General features: G+C 64.9%; 15 protein-coding genes. 7 read left to right on the forward strand and 8 right to left on the reverse strand.

Annotated features, from left to right (window positions below):
• Positions 1-86: 86 nt before the first annotated feature.
• The gene (locus QMK22_RS10405) at positions 87-2,318 is read left to right on the forward strand and encodes a HelD family protein (protein WP_283497565.1); all 2,232 of its coding nucleotides are present in this window, start codon (positions 87-89) and stop codon (positions 2,316-2,318) included.
• A gap of 24 nt (positions 2,319-2,342) precedes the next feature.
• Here QMK22_RS10405 and QMK22_RS10410 read toward each other — a convergent pair whose 3' ends face one another.
• Both QMK22_RS10410 and QMK22_RS10415 read right to left on the reverse strand, forming a co-directional pair.
• Entirely contained in the window at positions 2,343-3,200 is an 858-nt protein-coding gene (locus QMK22_RS10410) for a 3-hydroxyacyl-CoA dehydrogenase (RefSeq protein WP_283497566.1), read from the reverse strand.
• Between the two features lie 18 nt (positions 3,201-3,218).
• Complete coding sequence (locus QMK22_RS10415) at positions 3,219-3,902, reverse strand: TetR/AcrR family transcriptional regulator (RefSeq protein WP_283497567.1); 684 nt, start codon at positions 3,900-3,902, stop codon at positions 3,219-3,221.
• Between the two features lie 151 nt (positions 3,903-4,053).
• On the opposite strand from QMK22_RS10415, the gene QMK22_RS10420 reads away from it, so the two are divergent.
• The 5 genes from QMK22_RS10420 to QMK22_RS10440 all read left to right on the forward strand — a co-directional run bounded on the left by QMK22_RS10420 (position 4,054) and on the right by QMK22_RS10440 (position 11,027).
• Positions 4,054-5,577, forward strand: a complete 1,524-nt coding sequence (locus tag QMK22_RS10420) for a DUF3375 domain-containing protein (RefSeq protein WP_283497568.1) — start codon at positions 4,054-4,056, stop codon at positions 5,575-5,577.
• Entirely contained in the window at positions 5,570-6,289 is a 720-nt protein-coding gene (locus QMK22_RS10425) for a DUF4194 domain-containing protein (RefSeq protein WP_283497569.1), read from the forward strand. Before QMK22_RS10420 ends, QMK22_RS10425 begins: the two co-directional genes overlap by 8 nt.
• Positions 6,286-9,645, forward strand: coding sequence for an ATP-binding protein (locus QMK22_RS10430; RefSeq protein WP_283497570.1), 3,360 nt, complete (start codon positions 6,286-6,288; stop codon positions 9,643-9,645). Before QMK22_RS10425 ends, QMK22_RS10430 begins: the two co-directional genes overlap by 4 nt.
• A 168-nt stretch (positions 9,646-9,813) precedes the next feature.
• A complete protein-coding gene (locus tag QMK22_RS10435) occupies positions 9,814-10,290 on the forward strand; it encodes a DUF2231 domain-containing protein (RefSeq protein WP_283497571.1) in 477 nt (158 codons plus the stop codon).
• An 89-nt stretch (positions 10,291-10,379) separates the two neighbouring features.
• Entirely contained in the window at positions 10,380-11,027 is a 648-nt protein-coding gene (locus tag QMK22_RS10440; protein ID WP_283497572.1) for a hypothetical protein, read from the forward strand.
• A gap of 17 nt (positions 11,028-11,044) precedes the next feature.
• Here the strand turns inward: QMK22_RS10440 and QMK22_RS10445 are convergent, their stop codons facing one another.
• From QMK22_RS10445 to QMK22_RS10460, 4 genes are all read right to left on the reverse strand, one after another.
• Complete coding sequence (locus QMK22_RS10445; protein ID WP_283497573.1) at positions 11,045-11,578, reverse strand: GNAT family N-acetyltransferase; 534 nt, start codon at positions 11,576-11,578, stop codon at positions 11,045-11,047.
• Positions 11,579-11,623: 45 nt separating this feature from the next.
• The gene (locus QMK22_RS10450) at positions 11,624-12,118 is read right to left on the reverse strand and encodes a DoxX family protein (RefSeq protein WP_502857485.1); all 495 of its coding nucleotides are present in this window, start codon (positions 12,116-12,118) and stop codon (positions 11,624-11,626) included.
• Between the two features lie 83 nt (positions 12,119-12,201).
• On the reverse strand, positions 12,202-13,005 hold the full coding sequence (locus tag QMK22_RS10455; protein ID WP_283497575.1) for a Gmad2 immunoglobulin-like domain-containing protein: 804 nt from the start codon (positions 13,003-13,005) through the stop codon (positions 12,202-12,204).
• A 96-nt stretch (positions 13,006-13,101) separates the two neighbouring features.
• Positions 13,102-13,266, reverse strand: coding sequence for a DUF8730 family Cys-rich protein (locus QMK22_RS10460; protein WP_283497576.1), 165 nt, complete (start codon positions 13,264-13,266; stop codon positions 13,102-13,104).
• Between the two features lie 131 nt (positions 13,267-13,397).
• Between QMK22_RS10460 and QMK22_RS10465 the strand changes: the two genes are divergently transcribed.
• The gene (locus QMK22_RS10465; protein ID WP_283497577.1) at positions 13,398-15,692 is read left to right on the forward strand and encodes an FdhF/YdeP family oxidoreductase; all 2,295 of its coding nucleotides are present in this window, start codon (positions 13,398-13,400) and stop codon (positions 15,690-15,692) included.
• Positions 15,693-15,702: 10 nt separating this feature from the next.
• Here QMK22_RS10465 and QMK22_RS10470 read toward each other — a convergent pair whose 3' ends face one another.
• Together QMK22_RS10470 and QMK22_RS10475 are read right to left on the reverse strand one after the other, a co-directional pair.
• Entirely contained in the window at positions 15,703-16,191 is a 489-nt protein-coding gene (locus QMK22_RS10470) for a DUF427 domain-containing protein (RefSeq protein ID WP_283497578.1), read from the reverse strand.
• Positions 16,192-16,226: 35 nt separating this feature from the next.
• Complete coding sequence (locus QMK22_RS10475) at positions 16,227-17,471, reverse strand: MFS transporter (RefSeq protein WP_283497600.1); 1,245 nt, start codon at positions 17,469-17,471, stop codon at positions 16,227-16,229.
• Positions 17,472-17,480 lie beyond the last annotated feature (9 nt).

Consider the following 17,480-nt stretch of genomic DNA (forward strand, 5'->3'; position numbering starts at 1 on the left):
ACATTCGACACATGCGGGTACGTGAACACACAGCTAGGCCCACACCGACCGCGACTACACTAGGGACTTCGGTTTAAGGGGTGTGCGTGATCGACCAGGAGCTCGTTCGGGAACAGAACTATGTGCAGGCGCTGTATGCGCGGCTGGACGCGCTGGCGGAAGAGGCCGAAAATCAGTTGATTGCCGTGCGCCGCCTCGACGTGGGCGGCAACCACCAGTCCCGAAGTGAACGCGACACGTTTGCGCGCCTCTATGAGGACCGCATTGTGCAGCTGCGTGAGGTCGATGACCGGCTGGCCTTCGGCCGGCTCGAAACCGTTCCCGATGATTCCGGCGACTCGGTGTACCGCTATATCGGCCGGGTCGGGCTGCGCGACGAAGATCACAAGCCGTTGCTGCTGGACTGGCGGGTGCCGCAGGCCAGTGCCTTCTACCAAGCCACCGCCGCCACGCCGCTGGGCGCTCGGGCCCGTCGCCACCTGCTCTCCCAGGGGCGCAGCATTATCCGCATCGAAGACGAGATTCTCGACGCCGCCCTGCTCGCCGACCCGGATGCCAGCACGCACCAGGGTGAGGGCGCCCTGCTCACGGCGCTCACGGCCGAGCGTACGGGGCACATGTCCGACATCGTCTCAACCATTCAGGCGGAACAGGACCGCATCATCCGTTCTGACCTGGCGGGTGTGCTCGTCGTACAGGGCGGCCCCGGCACCGGCAAAACCGCCGTGGCATTGCACCGCGCCGCCTACCTGCTCTACACCCACCGGGATCGCCTGCGGGACAGCGGCGTGCTGATCATCGGTCCGTCCCGCTCGTTTTTGCAGTACATCGAGGCAGTGTTGCCCTCGCTCGGCGAGACCGGAGTGGTGCTCGCCTCGGTCGGTCAGCTCTTTCCCGGCGTCGAAGCGACCGGCGAGGACGCCCCCGCCGTCGCGGCCCTCAAGGGCCAGGCTTTCATGGCCGACCTCATGGCCCGGGCCGTGCATTCCCGGCAGCGTACCCCGGTCGCTCCACAGCAGCTCGTCGTCAACGGCGATCGCATCGTGTTGCAGCCCGAGCTCGTAGCCCACGCGATTGCGCGCGCCCGCGGCACCGGCAAGACGCACAATGAGGCTCGGGTCACGTTCGTGAAGACCGCGATCAACGCGTTGTCCCGAGTCTGGCTCGAGCAGTTGCAGAAGCAGGGTCGTTCGATGGACGACACCGACCTGCCGATGCTGCGCGAAGACCTGCGCCTGGCCGATGATGTGCGGGTAGCGCTCAATACCGCCTGGCTGCCGTTGACGCCGCAAAAACTCGTGCAAGACCTGTACGCGCGGCCGCAGTGGCTGGCCGAGCTGACGCCGCGCTGGCGGTATGCCCAGCGCAAACTTCTCGCCCGCCCGCGTGATGCCGAGTTCACCATCGCCGACATTCCGCTGCTCGATGAGGCGGCCGAGCTGCTCGGTGAGTACAACGCGGTTGATCAGGCCAAGAAGCGCGCGCTCAAGGAACAGCGCAAGCGTGACGTGGAGAACGCTGAATCGGCCATTGAAAACATGCAGGTGAAGGGCCTGGTCAATGCCAAAGATCTGGCCGCGAGTTTCGCTGAACTGGATGAACGCGCCACCACCAGTGAGCGCGCTGCCCGAGACCGCAGCTGGACCTACGGTCACGTCGTCATCGACGAAGCGCAGGAGCTGTCTCCCATGCAGTGGCGGCTGGTGCTTCGGCGCGGGCCGCGTCGGTCGTTCACCATCGTCGGTGACATTGCGCAGGCGGCGAGTGCTGCGGCATCCGCTACCTGGAACGAGGCGTTGCAGCCGGTGCTCGCGGGGTCACCCGAAGCCGAACGCTGGCGCCTCGAAGAACTGACCGTGAACTATCGCACGCCGAGCCAGATCGCCGCCGCCGCCGAGACCGTTGCCCTGTCGCACCGGTTGTCGATCACGCGCTCGCGCACGGTGCGCTCGAGTGAGTGGCCGGTTGAAACTGTAACGGATGCCGCGGCAGCGGTGCGCCGCGACCGCGCGCTCGAGGCCGGAGGTACTCTCGCCGTGATCGTGGTCGACGCAGACCTGAGCGCCCTCGAGGCCGTCCTGCAGGGCGAATTCGGCGATCTGGTGGGGGTGGGAGCGCTCGGTCTGAGTCGCGACATTGCCTTGCTCACCCCGCAGGAAGCCAAGGGACTCGAGTTCGACGCGGTCGTCGTCGTCGACCCGGCCGCCATTCTCGCGGCCTCGGAGCGTGGCGCCGGGGCGCTGTATGTGGCGATGACCCGGGCCACGCAGCGGCTGTATCTGGTGGGGGATGCGCCGCTCGGCGACGCGCCGGCCTGATGCCCTCAGGCCGGCGGGCAGAGGCTACTTCGCGTAGCTGTAGAAGCCTTCGCCGGTGCTGATGCCCAGTTTGCCCTGGTCGATGTAGTTCTTCTTGAGGTAGGCGGCGAACGCCTTCTGCTGGTCACCGCCGTTGGAGGAGATGTTGTAGGCGGTGGTGAGTCCGACGATGTCGAAGATCTCAAACGGTCCGGCCGGAGCTCCGGTGCCGATGCGCCAGGTCTTGTCGATCATTTCGGGTTCGGCGATGCCGTCCACGAGCAGGTCGGCAGCCGCGTCGAGCAGCGGGATCAGCAGGGAGTTGAGCAGGTAGCCGGCCTTCTCCTTTTTGATCTCGATCGGAACCATGCCGATGTCCCCGGCGAACTCGGCGACGGTGGCGTACACCGCCGGGTCGGTTTGCGCGGTTCCCATGACCTCCGCGGTGTTGTGGACCCAGACATGATTGGCGAAGTGCAGTGCGAGAAAACGGTCGGGGCGACCGGTGAAGGCCATCAGGTCGCTCGGCAGCAGGGTGGACGAGTTGGTCGCGAAGATCGTCTTCGCCGGGGCGAGAGCGCCGAGGCGGGTATAGGTGTCTTCCTTGATCGCGAGATTCTCGGGGATGGCCTCGATTACCAGATCGGCGTCGTGTACGGCGGCGGCGAGGTCACTCGAATAGGTGATGTTGTCGAGGGCCTGCTCGGCGCGGCCGTCAGCACCGCCGGCGACGTCGGTCGTGTAGGTGTCGGCCAGGGTGCGAAAACGCGCTGTGGCGGTCTCAAGAACGGCATCGCTGATGTCGTAGGCAACCACCTTGAAGCCGTGGAATGCGCTCTGATAGGCAATTTGGGAACCGAGAACGCCGGTGCCGAGAACGGTGATGTTGGTCAATTTGGTCATGGTGTGTCCTTTTTTGTTTTATTGTCCTGCCGCGAGGTAGCCCCGCGTGATGAGTTCGATCTGGGCGGTGAGTTCGGTCAGAAAAACGGTGGGCGGCGTTTCGGCCAGGGTGGCGCGCGCAAGTTCCAGGTGCAGAACGTTCGACACCGCCCGCGCGGCCAGAGTGGAGTCGCTCGTGCTCGTGCTCGTGCTCGTGCTGGGCCGCGCTGCGGCAAGGATGCCTGCGATCGCGAGCTGCAACTCGGCCACGAGCACGAGCGCTTCCGCGCGGTAGCGTTCGGTCGGTTCGCCGAACATGATCTCGCGCTGATAGGCGGCGGTGTTGGCGTCGCTGCGGCGCCCGGCCACAATCAGCGGAGTGACCAAAGTGAGGATGCGCGGTACCGGTGCTGCTGCAGCGGCATCAGGTGCGGAAACATTGCGCCGGCCCCGATCCAGGTTGCGACGAAAATCGTCGTTGCAGACCATCAGGAGCAGTTCGGCCTTGGTGGAGGCATAGCGAAACAGGGTGCCGTTGGCCACGTCGGCCCGTTCAGCGATCTGCTGGGTCGTGACCGCGGCATAACCGTGCTCCGCGAACAGCTCGGCGGCGGCGGCGAAGATGCGGGCCTGCTTGACTTCCTTGTTGCGCTCGCGGCGACCGGTGCTGTTGTTCGCAGCGTTCGGCGGGGCTGGGACAACCGTGTGTCGATCTGATCGCATCCGCTTCTCACCCGATTTCGCTACCGCCCGACCCGAATAAACGGAGTGGACTCATTACTGAGTATAGTCCGAAATGTAGTTACGCCGCACGGTGCCGTCCGCGATGAACTGCAGGATCGGTTAAAGTGGAGAGCTGGAGAGGAACCAGCTATTGAGTGATATTGCGGCCGAATTGGCGCGGGTGCGCGAAGCCTTCGACAAACCCACCCTGCGTCTGCTCGACCGCAAATGGGCGCCGTTCGTGCTGGCGGTGTTCAAGACTTCGTTCAGCCGCGACCGCCGCAGTGTGGGCTGCGAATTGCTGCACACCCAAGTGGATGCCTACCTCGGCGACCTCCGCAGCAGCGGCATTGACGCCCCCGAGAAGACCGGCCGGGCGCTCTGCGTGCAGTGGATGAACGACCTCTGGCTGTACCGAGAAATTCGCGACGCCGCCGACGGAAGCGGTGAGGCTCCGGCGGAGCACTATTCGCTCACCAGCCACGCGCTGGAAGCCCTGCTGCTCGTCGACGGCCTGGCTCGCGATCGGGCGCTGATCAGCGAATCCCGGCTCAGTACCATCGTTGACACCGTGCGCCACCGGGCTACCGAGGCCAACCCCGACCGCGAGGAACGGGTGCGCCGTCTGGATCAGCAGATTCACGAGCTGACGCGCGAGCGTGACCGGCTCGCCGGTGGTGGCGACATCGAGTCCGCATCGAACGAGCAGATGCACGAGGGCTACGCCAACCTCATCGACCTCATCGCCCAGTTGCCGAGCGACTTCAAGCGCGTCGAAGAATCAGTCGCGGCCATGCACCGGCAGATCATCAACGACTTTCGCGGCGAAGAACGGCCGATCAGCGAAGTTCTCGACGATTACCTCGCCAAAACGGATGCCCTCATGTCGTCGACCTCGGAGGGTCGCGCCTTCGAGGGGGCCTTCACCCTGCTGCGAAACGACGCGCTGATGGAGGAGCTGAAGGCCGATCTGGAGACGATTCTGTTGCATCCGTTCGCGCTCGAACTGAGCCTGAACGAACGCCGCGGCTTCATGAGCACGGTGACTCTGCTGCGCAAGGGTATCGACGATGTGCTCACCCAGCGCAAGGGGCTCACCACTACCTTGCGCGAGCACATCGTCAACCACGATGTTGTGAAGGACCGCGAGCTGGAGCGGGTGCTGCGTGATGTCAACCGCGAACTCGCCACCTGGATGCAGACGGCTGGGCCTCGCTCCACCGTGACGGCCGAGCTCATGCCCGGCACCCTCGAAATGGAGCATCTGCGCGAGCGCTTTTATGACCCGGTGGCCCATAAAGGTCCACCCGCCCTGGCCGACGTGTCCGACGCGGCACCGGCCGCGCCGAGCCTCGGCGACCTGCGTCAGCAGGGCGGGCCGTTGCTGCACGAGCTGCGCGACGCCCTCGTGGCGGCGTTCGGGGCGGGGGAGACGGCATCCGTCGGTGTCGCGTTCAACGGGCTTGACGCGAGCCTGCGTCGGCCCGTGGAGATTCTCGGGGTGTTGCAGCTTTACGCCCAGCTCGAAGCGCCGACCGGTCCGCTGACCCTGGAAAGCTTTACGACGGTGCGACCTGATGGCTCGGTGCGGTTCTTCGACGTGCCGCGCCGCATGCTGACCGACAACGACACGGCGGCGCTGGCCGCCCAAGATTTGGGATCACAGCATGACTAACGACCTGGCCGACGACCTGACCGACGACCTGACCGACGACCTCTCGGACGAAGAAACGGCCATCGATAGCGACCCGGTGAGCCTCTCGCTGTTCGAAGGCGACGAGGGCGGGCTCAGCGTGGAACAACGCCGCACGCTCGTGCTGCTGCTCAAGCATCGCTATATTTCGGCGGCCCTGCAGCCGACCGAGTGGCAGACCCTGCTGCGGTCGCAGCGCCTGCTCAAATCGCGTCTCAACGATGTCTTTCTCGACCTGCACATTGACCTGCACTACGAGGTCGCGTTCAAGCGGCAGGCCGTCGCCGAGGGCGGCGAACGCTTTCCCACCCTGCTGCATGACGTCGCCTATACCCGCGAAGAGACCATTCTGCTCGTGCTGCTGCGTCAACGTTTTCGCAGCGAACGGGCCAACGGCCTCGAAATCGTGTTGGTCGACCGGGACAACCTGGTTGAGAACGTGGCGCACTTTCGGCCGGAATACGCTACCGACCTCTCCGGCGATGCCCGCAAGGCGGCGGCCGCTGTCGACAGCCTTGCCAAGGCACGGGTGCTGCTGAAAACCAGCGACCCCGACCGTTTTCGCATCTCAGCGGTGATCGAGGTGCTGCTGTCGGTGGAACGCCTCGGCGAACTGCTCGACTGGCTGCGCGAAGAAAACCGCGTTGACGCTACCGCACCGCTCACCGCACCGCATTTGGAGCCCCTCGTATGATCGATTCCCCGCTGTTTTACATTGACGGCGCCACGGAGGGCACCACCCAGTGGCGAGCCGAATCAATGCAACTGGTGAACTGGGGTGGCTTCCACGGCCATCACGAGATCGATTTCGCCGTTCAGTCCACGCTCGTCTCTGGCGCGTCGGGTACCGGTAAGAGCAGCCTGCTTGACGCCTACCTTGCGCTCATGATGCCCTCCGACACCCCGTTCAACGGCGCGTCGAACGATGCCGGTTCCGGTCGGGCCCGCAGCGTCGACCAGCGCAACCTGATGACCTACCTGCGCGGCAAGACCGACGCCAACCGTGAGGCCGGCACCGGGGAACTGACCGACCAGGTCTTGCGCGGTGCGCACGAGGCAACCTGGGGCGCCATCGCGATGACCTTCGTCGACGACAACGAACGTCGGTTCACCGTGCTGCGGGCCTACTTCGTGCCACGTGGCGCCCACAAATTTGCCGACGTGACCATGAAAATGGCCACCACGAACGGATGCCTGGACCTGCGCGATCTTGCCGACGTTGCGGAGAGCCGGTTTGATAAACGTGCCCTCAAGGCTCGCTTTGTCGACCTTGACGTTTTCGACACCTATGCGGCGTTCGCCCAGACCCTGTACACCCGCCTCGGTATCGGTGCCAATGGCGAGGGCGGCAAGGCGCTGCGACTGCTGGCTCGTATCCAGGCCGGCCAGCAGGTGAAAACCGTCGACGGACTCTACAAGTCGATGGTGCTCGAAGAACCCGGCACCTTCGCCGCCGCCGACAAGGCGGTTGATCACTTCGAAGACCTCGAACGCTCCTACGGTGCCATGGTCACCGAGGCGCAGAAGGCTCAGGTGCTCGAGCGCCTGCCCGAGCTCTATCGCAGCTACGAGACCGCGACCGCCAAAGCCGATCTGGTCGACACGTTTGGGGTGCACCGGGCCGGGGACACGCCGTTCGTGCTCTGGCAGCTGCTGACCGAGCGGAGCCTGCTGGAGAGCGCCGCCGATACCAATCGGGCTGCCCGCCGCGCCAACCAGGGTGCTGCGACACAGGCGCGGGACCTGGAGACCGCGCTGAAAACCCGCGTCGCCGAGCTCGCCCAACAGCAGCGCGACAACGGCGGTGACGTTCTCGAGCGGTTACACAACGAACTGGCCCAGCTCGGTGATCGGCGCGACGACGTAGCTCGCGAGCGCGCCAGCTTTGAAGATCGGGTGCAGAGCCTGGGCATAACGATCGATTCTGCCGACGCCTTTGCGGCCGCACAGCGTGACGCCGATGCGTTCGCGGGCGGTTTCGCCGCCACGGAAACGGCACTGGAAGAAAGCCGCGCGGCGCTGCAGCGCGAATCGTACCCGGTGGAGGAGAGCATCCGCTCGCTCAAGCAGGAGCGTGCCTTTCTCACCGGTCGTGAGAGTCTGGTGCCGTTCAATCTGCACAGCGCCCGGCTGCTGATCGCTGAGGCCGCAGATATTCCAGTCGAGGAATTGCCGTTCGTGGCCGAACTCATCGACCTCGCCGCGGGTGAAGAACGGTGGCGGCAGGCCGCCGAAGTGACACTCTCATCGGTCGTGCGGGTTCTGCTCGTTGATGAGACCCGCCTCGCCCACCTGAGCGCGGCGATCGACCCGCTCCAGTTGCCGGTGCGCATCCACTTTGAGGGTGTTGCACTTCAACCGCACCACGACGTCGACGGCGACCCCCGCTATGTGTCCGGCAAACTCGATATCAAAGACTCTTCGTTCAGCAGCTGGGTGCAGGCGCGCATCCGCGCGTCGAATCTCGACGCCCTGTGCGTGGCGAACCCGGCCGAACTGGTCGGTGACGGTGCACGGGTGACCCCGAGCGGGCAGACGCGCAATGGTGCCCGCGGGGCACACGGCTGGAACGCGGGCCAGAAGTCGATCATCGGCTTCTCCAGCCGTGCCCGGCTGGACGATATCGCCGCCGAGCTGACGGCGCAGGGGCAGGCGGCGGATGCCGTGGCGGGCCGGGCATCCGCTATCGCAGTCACCCTCACCGAACTGCGCGAAAAGCAAACTGCTCACCAGCACATTCTCGACACGGATTGGCCGAGTGTCGATGTCGCCGCGGCCGATGTGCGCATTCTTGAGAAGAAATCCGAACAAGAGCGGATGCTGGCCGGCAGCGACATTCTGCGCGCGCTGAGTGACGAAGAGGGTCGACTCACCGTCGAACTCGACGCCGCCCAGAAACTCAAGCACGCCACCCATCAGGCCGGTGCTGTGCTCGCTGAGGAACAGGGCAGCATCGTCGACGACCAGGATACGGTGAGCGGTCGACTCGATCAGATCGAACGCGGGGAGGCGCTGACCCTGTCGGAGGAACATTCGACCCATCTCGGCGAGCAGTTCGCGCTGGTCACCGACCAGAACGACCTGACGGCATTCCCCGGAGGTCTGAAACGGCTGCGCGAGCGGCTGATCGCCCAGTCGGCGCAGGATCGCGACAGCGCCGCCCGCGATCGCGCCACCATGATCGGCATCTTCGAGACCTATCAGGGGCGCTGGCCCGACCCCAACATCGGTGTCGCGCTCGAATCGGTCACGAGCTACACCGATATTCTCGACGCCATCCGCACCCTCGGGCTGTCCGAACGTCGCCAGGAATGGAAGCGCCGACTGTCAGCGTGGAGCGGTCAGGACCTCGTACCGCTCACCGGCGCGTTCAACACGGCGATTGAGGAGATCGAAGACCGATTGCGCCCGATCAACGAGATTCTCGCGACCCTGCCCTTCGGTGCGACCCGCGACCGACTGCAGATTCGGCTGCGTCGCCTGCACCGCGACGATGCGACCGCCTTTCGTAAGGAACTCAAGGTGCTCTCTTCGGGTGCGACGGAGAAGTTCACCGACGACGAGACCGAGGATCGGTTTACCCGGTTGCAGCAATTCATGAGTTTGATCCGTCGACCAGATGGCACCAACAGCTCGCAGCGAGACCTGCTTTTGGACGTGCGAGCGCACGTGGAGATCACGGCGGTACGGGTCACGCCGGAGGGTGTCGAAGTGAGCACGTACTCGTCACTCGGCGGTAAAAGTGGTGGCGAGTCCCAGGAACTCGTGGCGTTCGTCGTCGGTGCGGCTCTGCGCTTTCAGCTCGGTGATGAAAGCCGCACCCGGCCACGGTTCGCGCCCGTCTTTCTCGATGAGGGCTTCGTGAAGTCCGACGCGGAATTCGCCGGCCGGGCTGTCGCTGCGTGGAAGGGCCTTGGCTTTCAGCTTGTCGTCGGCGCTCCGCTCGACAAGGTGACCGCGCTGGAACCCAACATGCAGCTCGTGCTGTCGATCACCAAGAACACCACCACCGGTTATTCCTACATCACGCCGTTGGTGTCGCCCGCGTAGATCCAGCCGCGTAAGCCCAGCCTGCCCTTCGTAGCCATCGAAGTGTGGGCACCCCTACGCTTGTTTCGAACGCTGCGCTATCTGCTATCTGCTCTTTGCCTGTCACGGACATTTACGCGGGTAGCGTTTGCAGCGCTCCCTGCCGAGTTTCATCGTTCGAGGAGAACCATGTTTGATACATTTTTCGGCCTTCCCATGCATCCGCTCATTGTGCACGCGACGGAGGTTGTGGTTCCGACGGCGGCTCTCGTGTTGCTCATCGCGGCGTTCTGGCCGCGCTTTCGCCGCTGGGCGAAGCTGCTCCCGCTGGGACTGACCCTGGCCGCGCTCGTACTCGTGCCCCTGTCGACCGAGTCGGGGGAGGCGTTGGAAAAACGAGTATCGGAGAGCACCCTGGTGGAAACGCACGCTGACCTGGCTGAGGGATTGCTGCCCTGGGTCATCGGCATGGTCGTTGTTGCCGCGATTCTGTTCTGGTGGAACCTGAAGAAAGCACCCGCGAAGCGTGCGCCGAAATGGGTCGCCATCGTCATCATGGTCGCCGCGCTCGGAGCATCATCGGGAACCGTGGTGCAGGCCATTCTGATCGGCCACAGCGGTGCAACGGCGGTCTGGTCCGAAGAGATGGGTACCCCGGCCCAGTAAAGGCGCAAACCGGCAACCCGACCGGCTACTCGACCGGCAACCCGACCGGCTACTCGACCGGTAACCCGGGGTGGGCGTAGCATGTCCGCGTGTCGGTTCTCTGGCGTCTCCATCGCAATCCCGCCTTTCGCAACCCCACTTTTCGCAACCCGACTTTTCGCAACCCGACTTTTCTGTCCACCTGGTTGCTGTGGTTGGTGGGGTTTCTGGCCTTTCCGATCGCCGGGCTGGCCGGTACCGCGGTGGGCGGACGGGTCAGTAACCCGGTGTCGGCCCTCATCGGGGGCGCGGTCTGCGGGGTGGTTATCGGTGTCGGTCAGGTGCTGACCAGTAGGCGTCGGTTGAACCCCCTGATCTGGATTCCCCTCACGGGGATCGGCCTGGGTCTGGGGCTGTTGCTGGGGTCGACCGCGGTCAACTACCGAACGACCCTGGCCGAGCTGGCGCTGATGGGTGCACTGACCGGACTCGTGCTCGGGGTGGCGCAGGCGGTCGCGCTACCGCGGCGCGCCCGGCGGCGCTGGCTGTGGGCGGTTGGCGTCGCCGTGCTGTGGGCCCTCGGCTGGATCCTGACCACACTGGCCGGAGTGAACGTCGAGGCGCAGTTCACAAATTTCGGGGCCGTCGGTGCCGTGACGGTCACCGCGCTGTCCGGTCTCCTGCTGCACCTGCTGCTGCCGTTTCACCCCGCCTCCGGCATGTGGCTGCGATCTCGACCGATCATCGCTACGCCATAGTGCCAAGGTCCGGCGCGCTACCCGTGCTGCAGGGCCTTTTCGAGTACTTCGAGGTGCAGGTCGTCGCGTCGGGGCACGCCCAAGCGCGTGTCGATGTGAAAGGGGTGGTGCACACCGGTTCGTCGGTAGCCGCGTCGTTCGTAGAAGGCGATGAGGGAGTCACGCACGCCGATAACCGTCATGATCATTACCGTCGATCCCCATTCGGAGATGGCCAGCCGTTCGGCTTCGGCCAGAATGCGCTTACCGTCGCCCTGGCTTTGGCCCGTCGGACGCACGGCGAACATGCCGAAATAGGCGGCGTCGTTTTCAGTCTTCGCGATGTGGGCGCACCCCACCAGATCGACGCCGCGCTCACCGATAATAACCAGGCTGTCAGTACGATCGAGGTCGGCTCGCAAAAGATCGGCATCGAGGCGCGGCCCATCAACGAGGTCGGCTTCCGAGGTCCAGCCCTGTCGGCTCGCTGCGCCGCGGTAGGCGCTGGTCACCAGGTCGAGCAGCGCCGGAATGTCGGCGATGGTCGCGCGGCGAAATGTCAGGGTCTCCATTGCCCCAACGATATCGCCGTAGACGATTGGTGCGGTTCGCCGCGGTCAGCGCTCGCTGGGCCGATTCGTACGCCAGACTCGCCACGCTCCGGTTGACCACGCTCCGGTTGACCACGCTCCGGTTGACCACAGCGCCCAGAGAACGAGCACCGGTTGAAATGCCAATCGGATGCCGCGCGACAGATCCGAATCGAGTCCAAACGAGTTAGTTGCCGTGACGAACTGTGAAATGTTGCCGGGAAATATTGCCACAAAAAACAGAGCCACCACCCAGCCAACGGGTACGCGCCACCGGTGCAGTGCGAGCAGAGCGACACCGAGGGTGATTTCGGCGATGCCGGAGAGCACCACGACGGTGTCGGTGTCGAGCGGAACCCAGGCCGGAACCTGCGCCTGAAAAGCCTCACGGTTGAACGTGAGATGGCTGATTCCGGCCAGGAGCAGGAAGGCACCGAGCGCCAACTGGCCCAGGAGTCGCGGCAGGGAGTGGCGCGAGCGAGCCGTGGCTGCGCGAGGTTGTGGGCGAGTCACCGTAGTCAGTGTAATCGGACCAGTCAGTGTAATCGGACCAGTCAGCGTAATCGGACCACCCGGGCACCGCTGGGCATTGGTTGAGCGCCCCGTCACCCGCGCACGGAGATCTGCACCGTGAATTCGTGCTCGAATTGGCCGTCGCGGGCGCTGTGGTCGAAGGCCACGACGTCGTAGAAGCCGGCCGGCAGCTGTGCGGGCACGGTGATCACGGCGCCGAACAATGATTCCACACCGCCTTCTTCGGCCAGCAGGTCTTTGCTGAAGACGACCGTTCCGGCCTGATTCCGCAGTTCCACGGTGAGAGCAGCCTCAAATACCGTGGCCAGGCCGGTGATTGCGAGGTTCGCGCCTGGCGCCACTACGTCGCCGCAGGTCGGGCTGGTCAGCATGATCACCGCGTGCGCCGGCGACACGGCGACGACGCGATCGACCAGATTGATCATCGCGCCGTCCTTGGCACTGAGCTCGTAGGCACGCAGCGTGACCGAGGTGTTTTGGGTATCACTCGGGGGAACAAAATCGAGGGTGGTCTGCCAGGTGCCCGGTGTTCCACTGCCGGAGGACGCCATGATGTGTCGCACACAGAGCAGGTCGCCGACGGCGGTGAGTGCGTCGACCGTCAGCGCGGCCTCAAAGGTGTTCGACGTTCCGCTCATCATCACGGGAACATTCACGGTGGCGCCATCGGCCGGTACGACCAGGTCGATCACCGCCCCGGGCGTCGGCGTGGGCGTGGGCGTGGGCGTCGAAGTCGGCGTGACCGTGGGCGTCGGTGAGGCGGATGCCGACGGCGTGGGTGACGCGGAGGGGGCCGGCCCCGAGGAACAGGCCGCCAAACCAAGAATGGCCGCGATGATCCCGGCGAGCACGATGACCCTCGACCGGCGCGGCATCCGGTTCCTTTCCGGCCCACACTTTACACCCGTTAGCGCTCCCACGCAGCCCGTTTGCGACGAAAACGACGAGCACCTGACGGGCGTCCGACGCGGTTACCGGCCGAGCAGGCGCGAAAAGAAGCCGCCGGTGGACTTCTCTTTCACGTGGCCCTCGCAGCGCTGGTTGCGCGGAACGCCCTTCATGACCTGATCGACGTGCTGGCCGCACCCGGCCCAGGTGGTCTTCTGACAGGTCTTGCAGGTGACAGCTCTGCACATGATTGGTGCCTTTCGTTGGGGATGTACCCTCATTCTATACCCTTGGGGGTATTTATGCACTCGTTTTATTGGAACGGATGCTGCCCGCGCAGTCGGTGTATCGTGCCAGCGACGAATGAAAGTGGTGCAGCATGAGCAGTGAACCCCCGGTCAACGACGTCACCGATGACGATATCGAGGTCACACATTCCAAAGCCTGGGCCGCCGGTGTTCCCGGCGTGCTGCATTCCATGGAACCGGCGATAGCCCAGATGGGCGCCCTGCGGGGAATGCGGGCGCTGCTGTCGATGAACCAGAAAGACGGTTTCGACTGCATGAGCTGTGCCTGGCCCGATCCGGCGCACCGCAAGGCCTTCGAATTCTGTGAAAACGGTGCCAAAGCCGTCACGTGGGAGGCCACCCCGATCACCATTCCCACGAGCTTTTGGGCCGAGCACTCGCTCGCCGACCTGCGTGAGAAGAGTGAATACTGGCTCGGTATGCAGGGTCGGCTGGTCGAACCCGTCTACAAGCCCGCTGGCAGCGACCATTACCGCCCGGTCAGCTGGCCCGAGGCCTTTCGGGTGATCGCCGCCAAACTCAACTCCCTCGATTCTCCTGACCAGGCCACTTTTTACACGAGCGGCCGGGCCTCCAACGAGGCGGCCTTCGCCTACCAGCTGTTTGCGCGCGCCTACGGCACCAACAACCTTCCGGACTGTTCCAATATGTGCCATGAATCCACCGGCTGGGCCATGGGGCAGACCGTGGGGATCGGCAAGAGCACGATCAGCTACGACGACTTCGCCCAGGCCGACCTGATCATCATCATGGGACAAAACCCCGGCACCAACCATCCGCGCATGCTCACCGCGCTCGAAGAGGCCAAAGACGCCGGCGCGCAAATCGTCGCCGTGAATCCACTGCCCGAGGCCGGCCTGCGCCGCTACAAGAACCCGCAACGCGTGCGCGGGGTCATCGGGCACGGCACCGACATCGCCGACCAGTTTCTGCAGATTCGCATCGGCGGCGATATGGCGCTGCTGCAGGCCGTGTCCAAGCGTGTATTCGACGCGGAGGCAGCCGCTCCGGGTACCGTACTTGATCAAGCATTTCTCGACGAACACTGCCACGGCCTGGCCGAGCTGCGCGAGCACCTGTCCGCCCTCGACGAGCGGATGGTGCTGGCCGCCACGGGCCTGCGCGCGGCGCAAATCGACGAGCTCGCCGAGCGGTATATCCATGCCGATCGGGTGATCATCACTTGGGCCATGGGACTGACGCAGCAGAAGAAGGGCGTCGACACCATCAAAGAAATCATCAACCTGCTGCTGCTGCGCGGCAACATGGGCAAACCCGGTGCCGGGGCCTCACCGATTCGCGGTCACAGCAATGTGCAGGGAGACCGCACCATGGGTATCTGGGAGCAGATGCCGAAGGCATTCCTCGACGCCCTGCAACGGGAGTTCGGCTTCGACCCGCCACGCGAGCACGGCGTCGATTCCGTTGACGGGGTGCGCGCCATGCGCGACGGAACCATGAAGGTGTGGATGGGGCTGGGCGGCAATTTCGTCGCCGCCATGAGCGATACCGGCATTGCCGAGGCCGCCATGGCGCGCACCGAAATGAGCGTGCAGATCTCCACGAAGCTCAACCGGTCGCACGCGGTGACGGGGGAGGCAGCACTGATTCTGCCGACCCTGGGCCGCACCGAAATAGATGAGCAGGCCGGTGGTGCGCAGTTCGTTTCGGTCGAGGACTCGGTCTGCGCGGTGCATCCGTCGTGGGGCAAGTTACGGCCGGTCGCCCCGAGCCTGCTCTCCGAGGTCGCGATCATTTCGCGCCTGGCCAGCGCCGTGCTCGCGGACCGGGTGGCGGTTGACTGGGCCGGTTTCGAGGCCGATTACGACCGGATTCGCGACCACATCGGCCATGTGGTCGACGGGTGTGAAAACTACAACGAGCGCATTCGGCAGGAGGGCGGGTTTGTATTGCCGAACGGCCCGCGGGACTATCGCCGGTTCGACACTCCGACCGGCAAAGCGATGCTGACCACGAATATCCTGGAGCACCTCGAGGTGCCGCCCGGGCGTTTGGTGCTGCAGACGCTGCGCAGCCATGACCAGTTCAACACCACCATTTACGGACTGAACGATCGCTACCGCGGCATTAAAAAGGGTCGGCACGTGGTCTTCATCAATAAGAAAGACCTGATTGCTCTTGGTTTTGCTGACGGTGATCTGGTTGACGTGCACAGCGAGTTCAGCGACAACGTTGACCGAGTGCTGCGGGGATACCGACTGGTGGCCTACCCGACGCCGCGCGGCTGCGCCGCCGCATACTATCCCGAGGCGAACGTGCTCGTGCCTCTGGACAGCGTCGCCGATCAGAGCAATACACCGGTGTCGAAGGCCGTCATTATTCGCCTGGAGCGTGCGGCACCCTGATCGTGCCGGGTTACCAGCCCATGGTGCCCGCAGCGCCCTTGAACGGACCGACAATTTTGTCCGTGATCCAGCCGCCGTAGTAGTCGCCCTCCTGCGCGCGCACCGTTTCACCGTTGATCGTGCAGCGCGACATGGCGCCCGGATAGATCGCGACGCGATCTGCCAGTGTCTCGTAGCCCGCTGTCGGGGTGGGATAGAACCAGGCCGCGCGAGCGCTCGAGCCGACCGAGAGGTAGCCGGCAACGCCCTTGTATTCGCAGTAGCTCTGGCCGGGGGCCGGCCGAAGAAGGCCCGGGGCGAAAGCGCTCCGCGGCAGGTAGTAGACCGGAGGATGGCTGGTCTCGAGAACACGCACGACGTCGGACGTGTCGGCGATGACCGCGCCGTCGAGTTCGACGGTGACGTGTTCCATCGTGTGTTCGACGCGGGGAGGGCGCGGGTAGTCCCAGACGGATTCCTGGCCAGGACGGATGGGATCGCGGTTGGCTCGCTCAATCATGACCCGATGGTACGGCACTTAACCTGCGACGAACATCAGCCGACTCGCTGCGGCCGGAGCACAGCCGCGGTGAGTCCTGCGGCGACGACCGCGAGCCCGACAACCAGCGCGACCGTTCCGGCCCAGCCCCACTGCACGAAGAACACTCCGCCCAGCCAGCCGAACAGGCTCGACCCGGCGTAGTACGAGAGGTTGTACAGCGACGAGGCCTGGGCACGTCCGACGGTGGCGGCCGCTCCCGTCCAGCCGGAAGCGACGGCGTGCGCGGCAAAGAAGCCGGCGGTGGCCAGCAAAACGCCGATCAGGACGACCACGAGCACGGTGGACAGGGTGAGGAGTACGCCGGCGATCATGCAGGCGAGAGAGCTGAGCAAGACCGACCAACGGCCGTAGCGGGCGGCGAGAATTCCGGCCTGGGCTGAGGACCAGGTGCCGGCCAGATACGCCACGAAGACGAGGCTGATCAGGGCCTGCGGCAGGTTGAACGGCTCGTGGGCCAGCCGAAAGCCGAGGTAGTTGTAGAGGGCGACGAATCCACCCATGAGCAGAAAGCCCTGGGCATACAGCGCGAGCAGGCGCGGCGACCTGAGGTTGGCGCGCAGCAGCATGATCAGGCTCAGGTCGGTTCCGGGGTCGCGTAGCTCGAACCGGCGCGGCACGAAGCCACGGGGCGCCGGAATCAGCAGGATGAACAAGACGGCCGCGATAGCGCAGAGCACCCCAACAGTGAAGACGCCGACTCGCCAATTGGTCAGTTCGGTGACCGGTCCGGCTACGAGGCGTCCGAGCAACCCCCCGATAGTCGTGCCGGCGACGTAAGTGCCAGCTGCGCGGGCTGCGTGGCGGGGTTCAATTTCTTCGCTCAGGTAGGCGACCGCGATCGCGGGGACACCGCCGAGCATCAGCCCCTCAACGAAACGACCGGTGAGTAGTAGTGAAAAGGTGGGGGCGAACGGTACGAGCAGGCCGAACACCGTGGCCGCAATCACGGCGATCGACATGGCCCGCACCCGACCGTGGCGGTCGGCCACGAGCGACCAGGGAATCACGCCGATGGCCAGGCCGAGCGTGGAAGCGGAGATGACGAGGGCGGCATCCGCTGCGCTGACGCCGATGTCGACGGCGATATGAGCGAGCACTGCCTGGGGCGAGTACAGCTGGGCGAAGGTGGCGATGCCGGCGAAGAACAGGCCGGCGAGCAGTTTGCGGTAGTCGGAGCTGCCGTGCGCGTGCCCGATCCAGTTGGTGGATTCCGCTCGGCCGGGGTGCGCGGGTGCCATCACGCGGGG

Origin of the sequence: Cryobacterium sp. PH29-G1 (assembly GCF_030063365.1) — a bacterium.
GTDB lineage: Bacteria > Actinomycetota > Actinomycetes > Actinomycetales > Microbacteriaceae > Cryobacterium.

Coding starts and splice junctions, on each gene's coding strand:
- QMK22_RS10410 (WP_283497566.1), bottom strand. CDS start 3,200: ATGACCAAATTGACCAACATCACCGTTCTCGGCACCGGCGTTCTCGGT.
- QMK22_RS10415 (WP_283497567.1), bottom strand. CDS start 3,902: ATGCGATCAGATCGACACACGGTTGTCCCAGCCCCGCCGAACGCTGCG.
- QMK22_RS10425 (WP_283497569.1), top strand. CDS start 5,570: ATGACTAACGACCTGGCCGACGACCTGACCGACGACCTGACCGACGAC.
- QMK22_RS10430 (WP_283497570.1), top strand. CDS start 6,286: ATGATCGATTCCCCGCTGTTTTACATTGACGGCGCCACGGAGGGCACC.
- QMK22_RS10435 (WP_283497571.1), top strand. CDS start 9,814: ATGTTTGATACATTTTTCGGCCTTCCCATGCATCCGCTCATTGTGCAC.
- QMK22_RS10445 (WP_283497573.1), bottom strand. CDS start 11,578: ATGGAGACCCTGACATTTCGCCGCGCGACCATCGCCGACATTCCGGCG.
- QMK22_RS10455 (WP_283497575.1), bottom strand. CDS start 13,005: ATGCCGCGCCGGTCGAGGGTCATCGTGCTCGCCGGGATCATCGCGGCC.
- QMK22_RS10460 (WP_283497576.1), bottom strand. CDS start 13,266: ATGTGCAGAGCTGTCACCTGCAAGACCTGTCAGAAGACCACCTGGGCC.
- QMK22_RS10465 (WP_283497577.1), top strand. CDS start 13,398: ATGAGCAGTGAACCCCCGGTCAACGACGTCACCGATGACGATATCGAG.
- QMK22_RS10470 (WP_283497578.1), bottom strand. CDS start 16,191: ATGATTGAGCGAGCCAACCGCGATCCCATCCGTCCTGGCCAGGAATCC.
- QMK22_RS10475 (WP_283497600.1), bottom strand. CDS start 17,471: ATGGCACCCGCGCACCCCGGCCGAGCGGAATCCACCAACTGGATCGGG.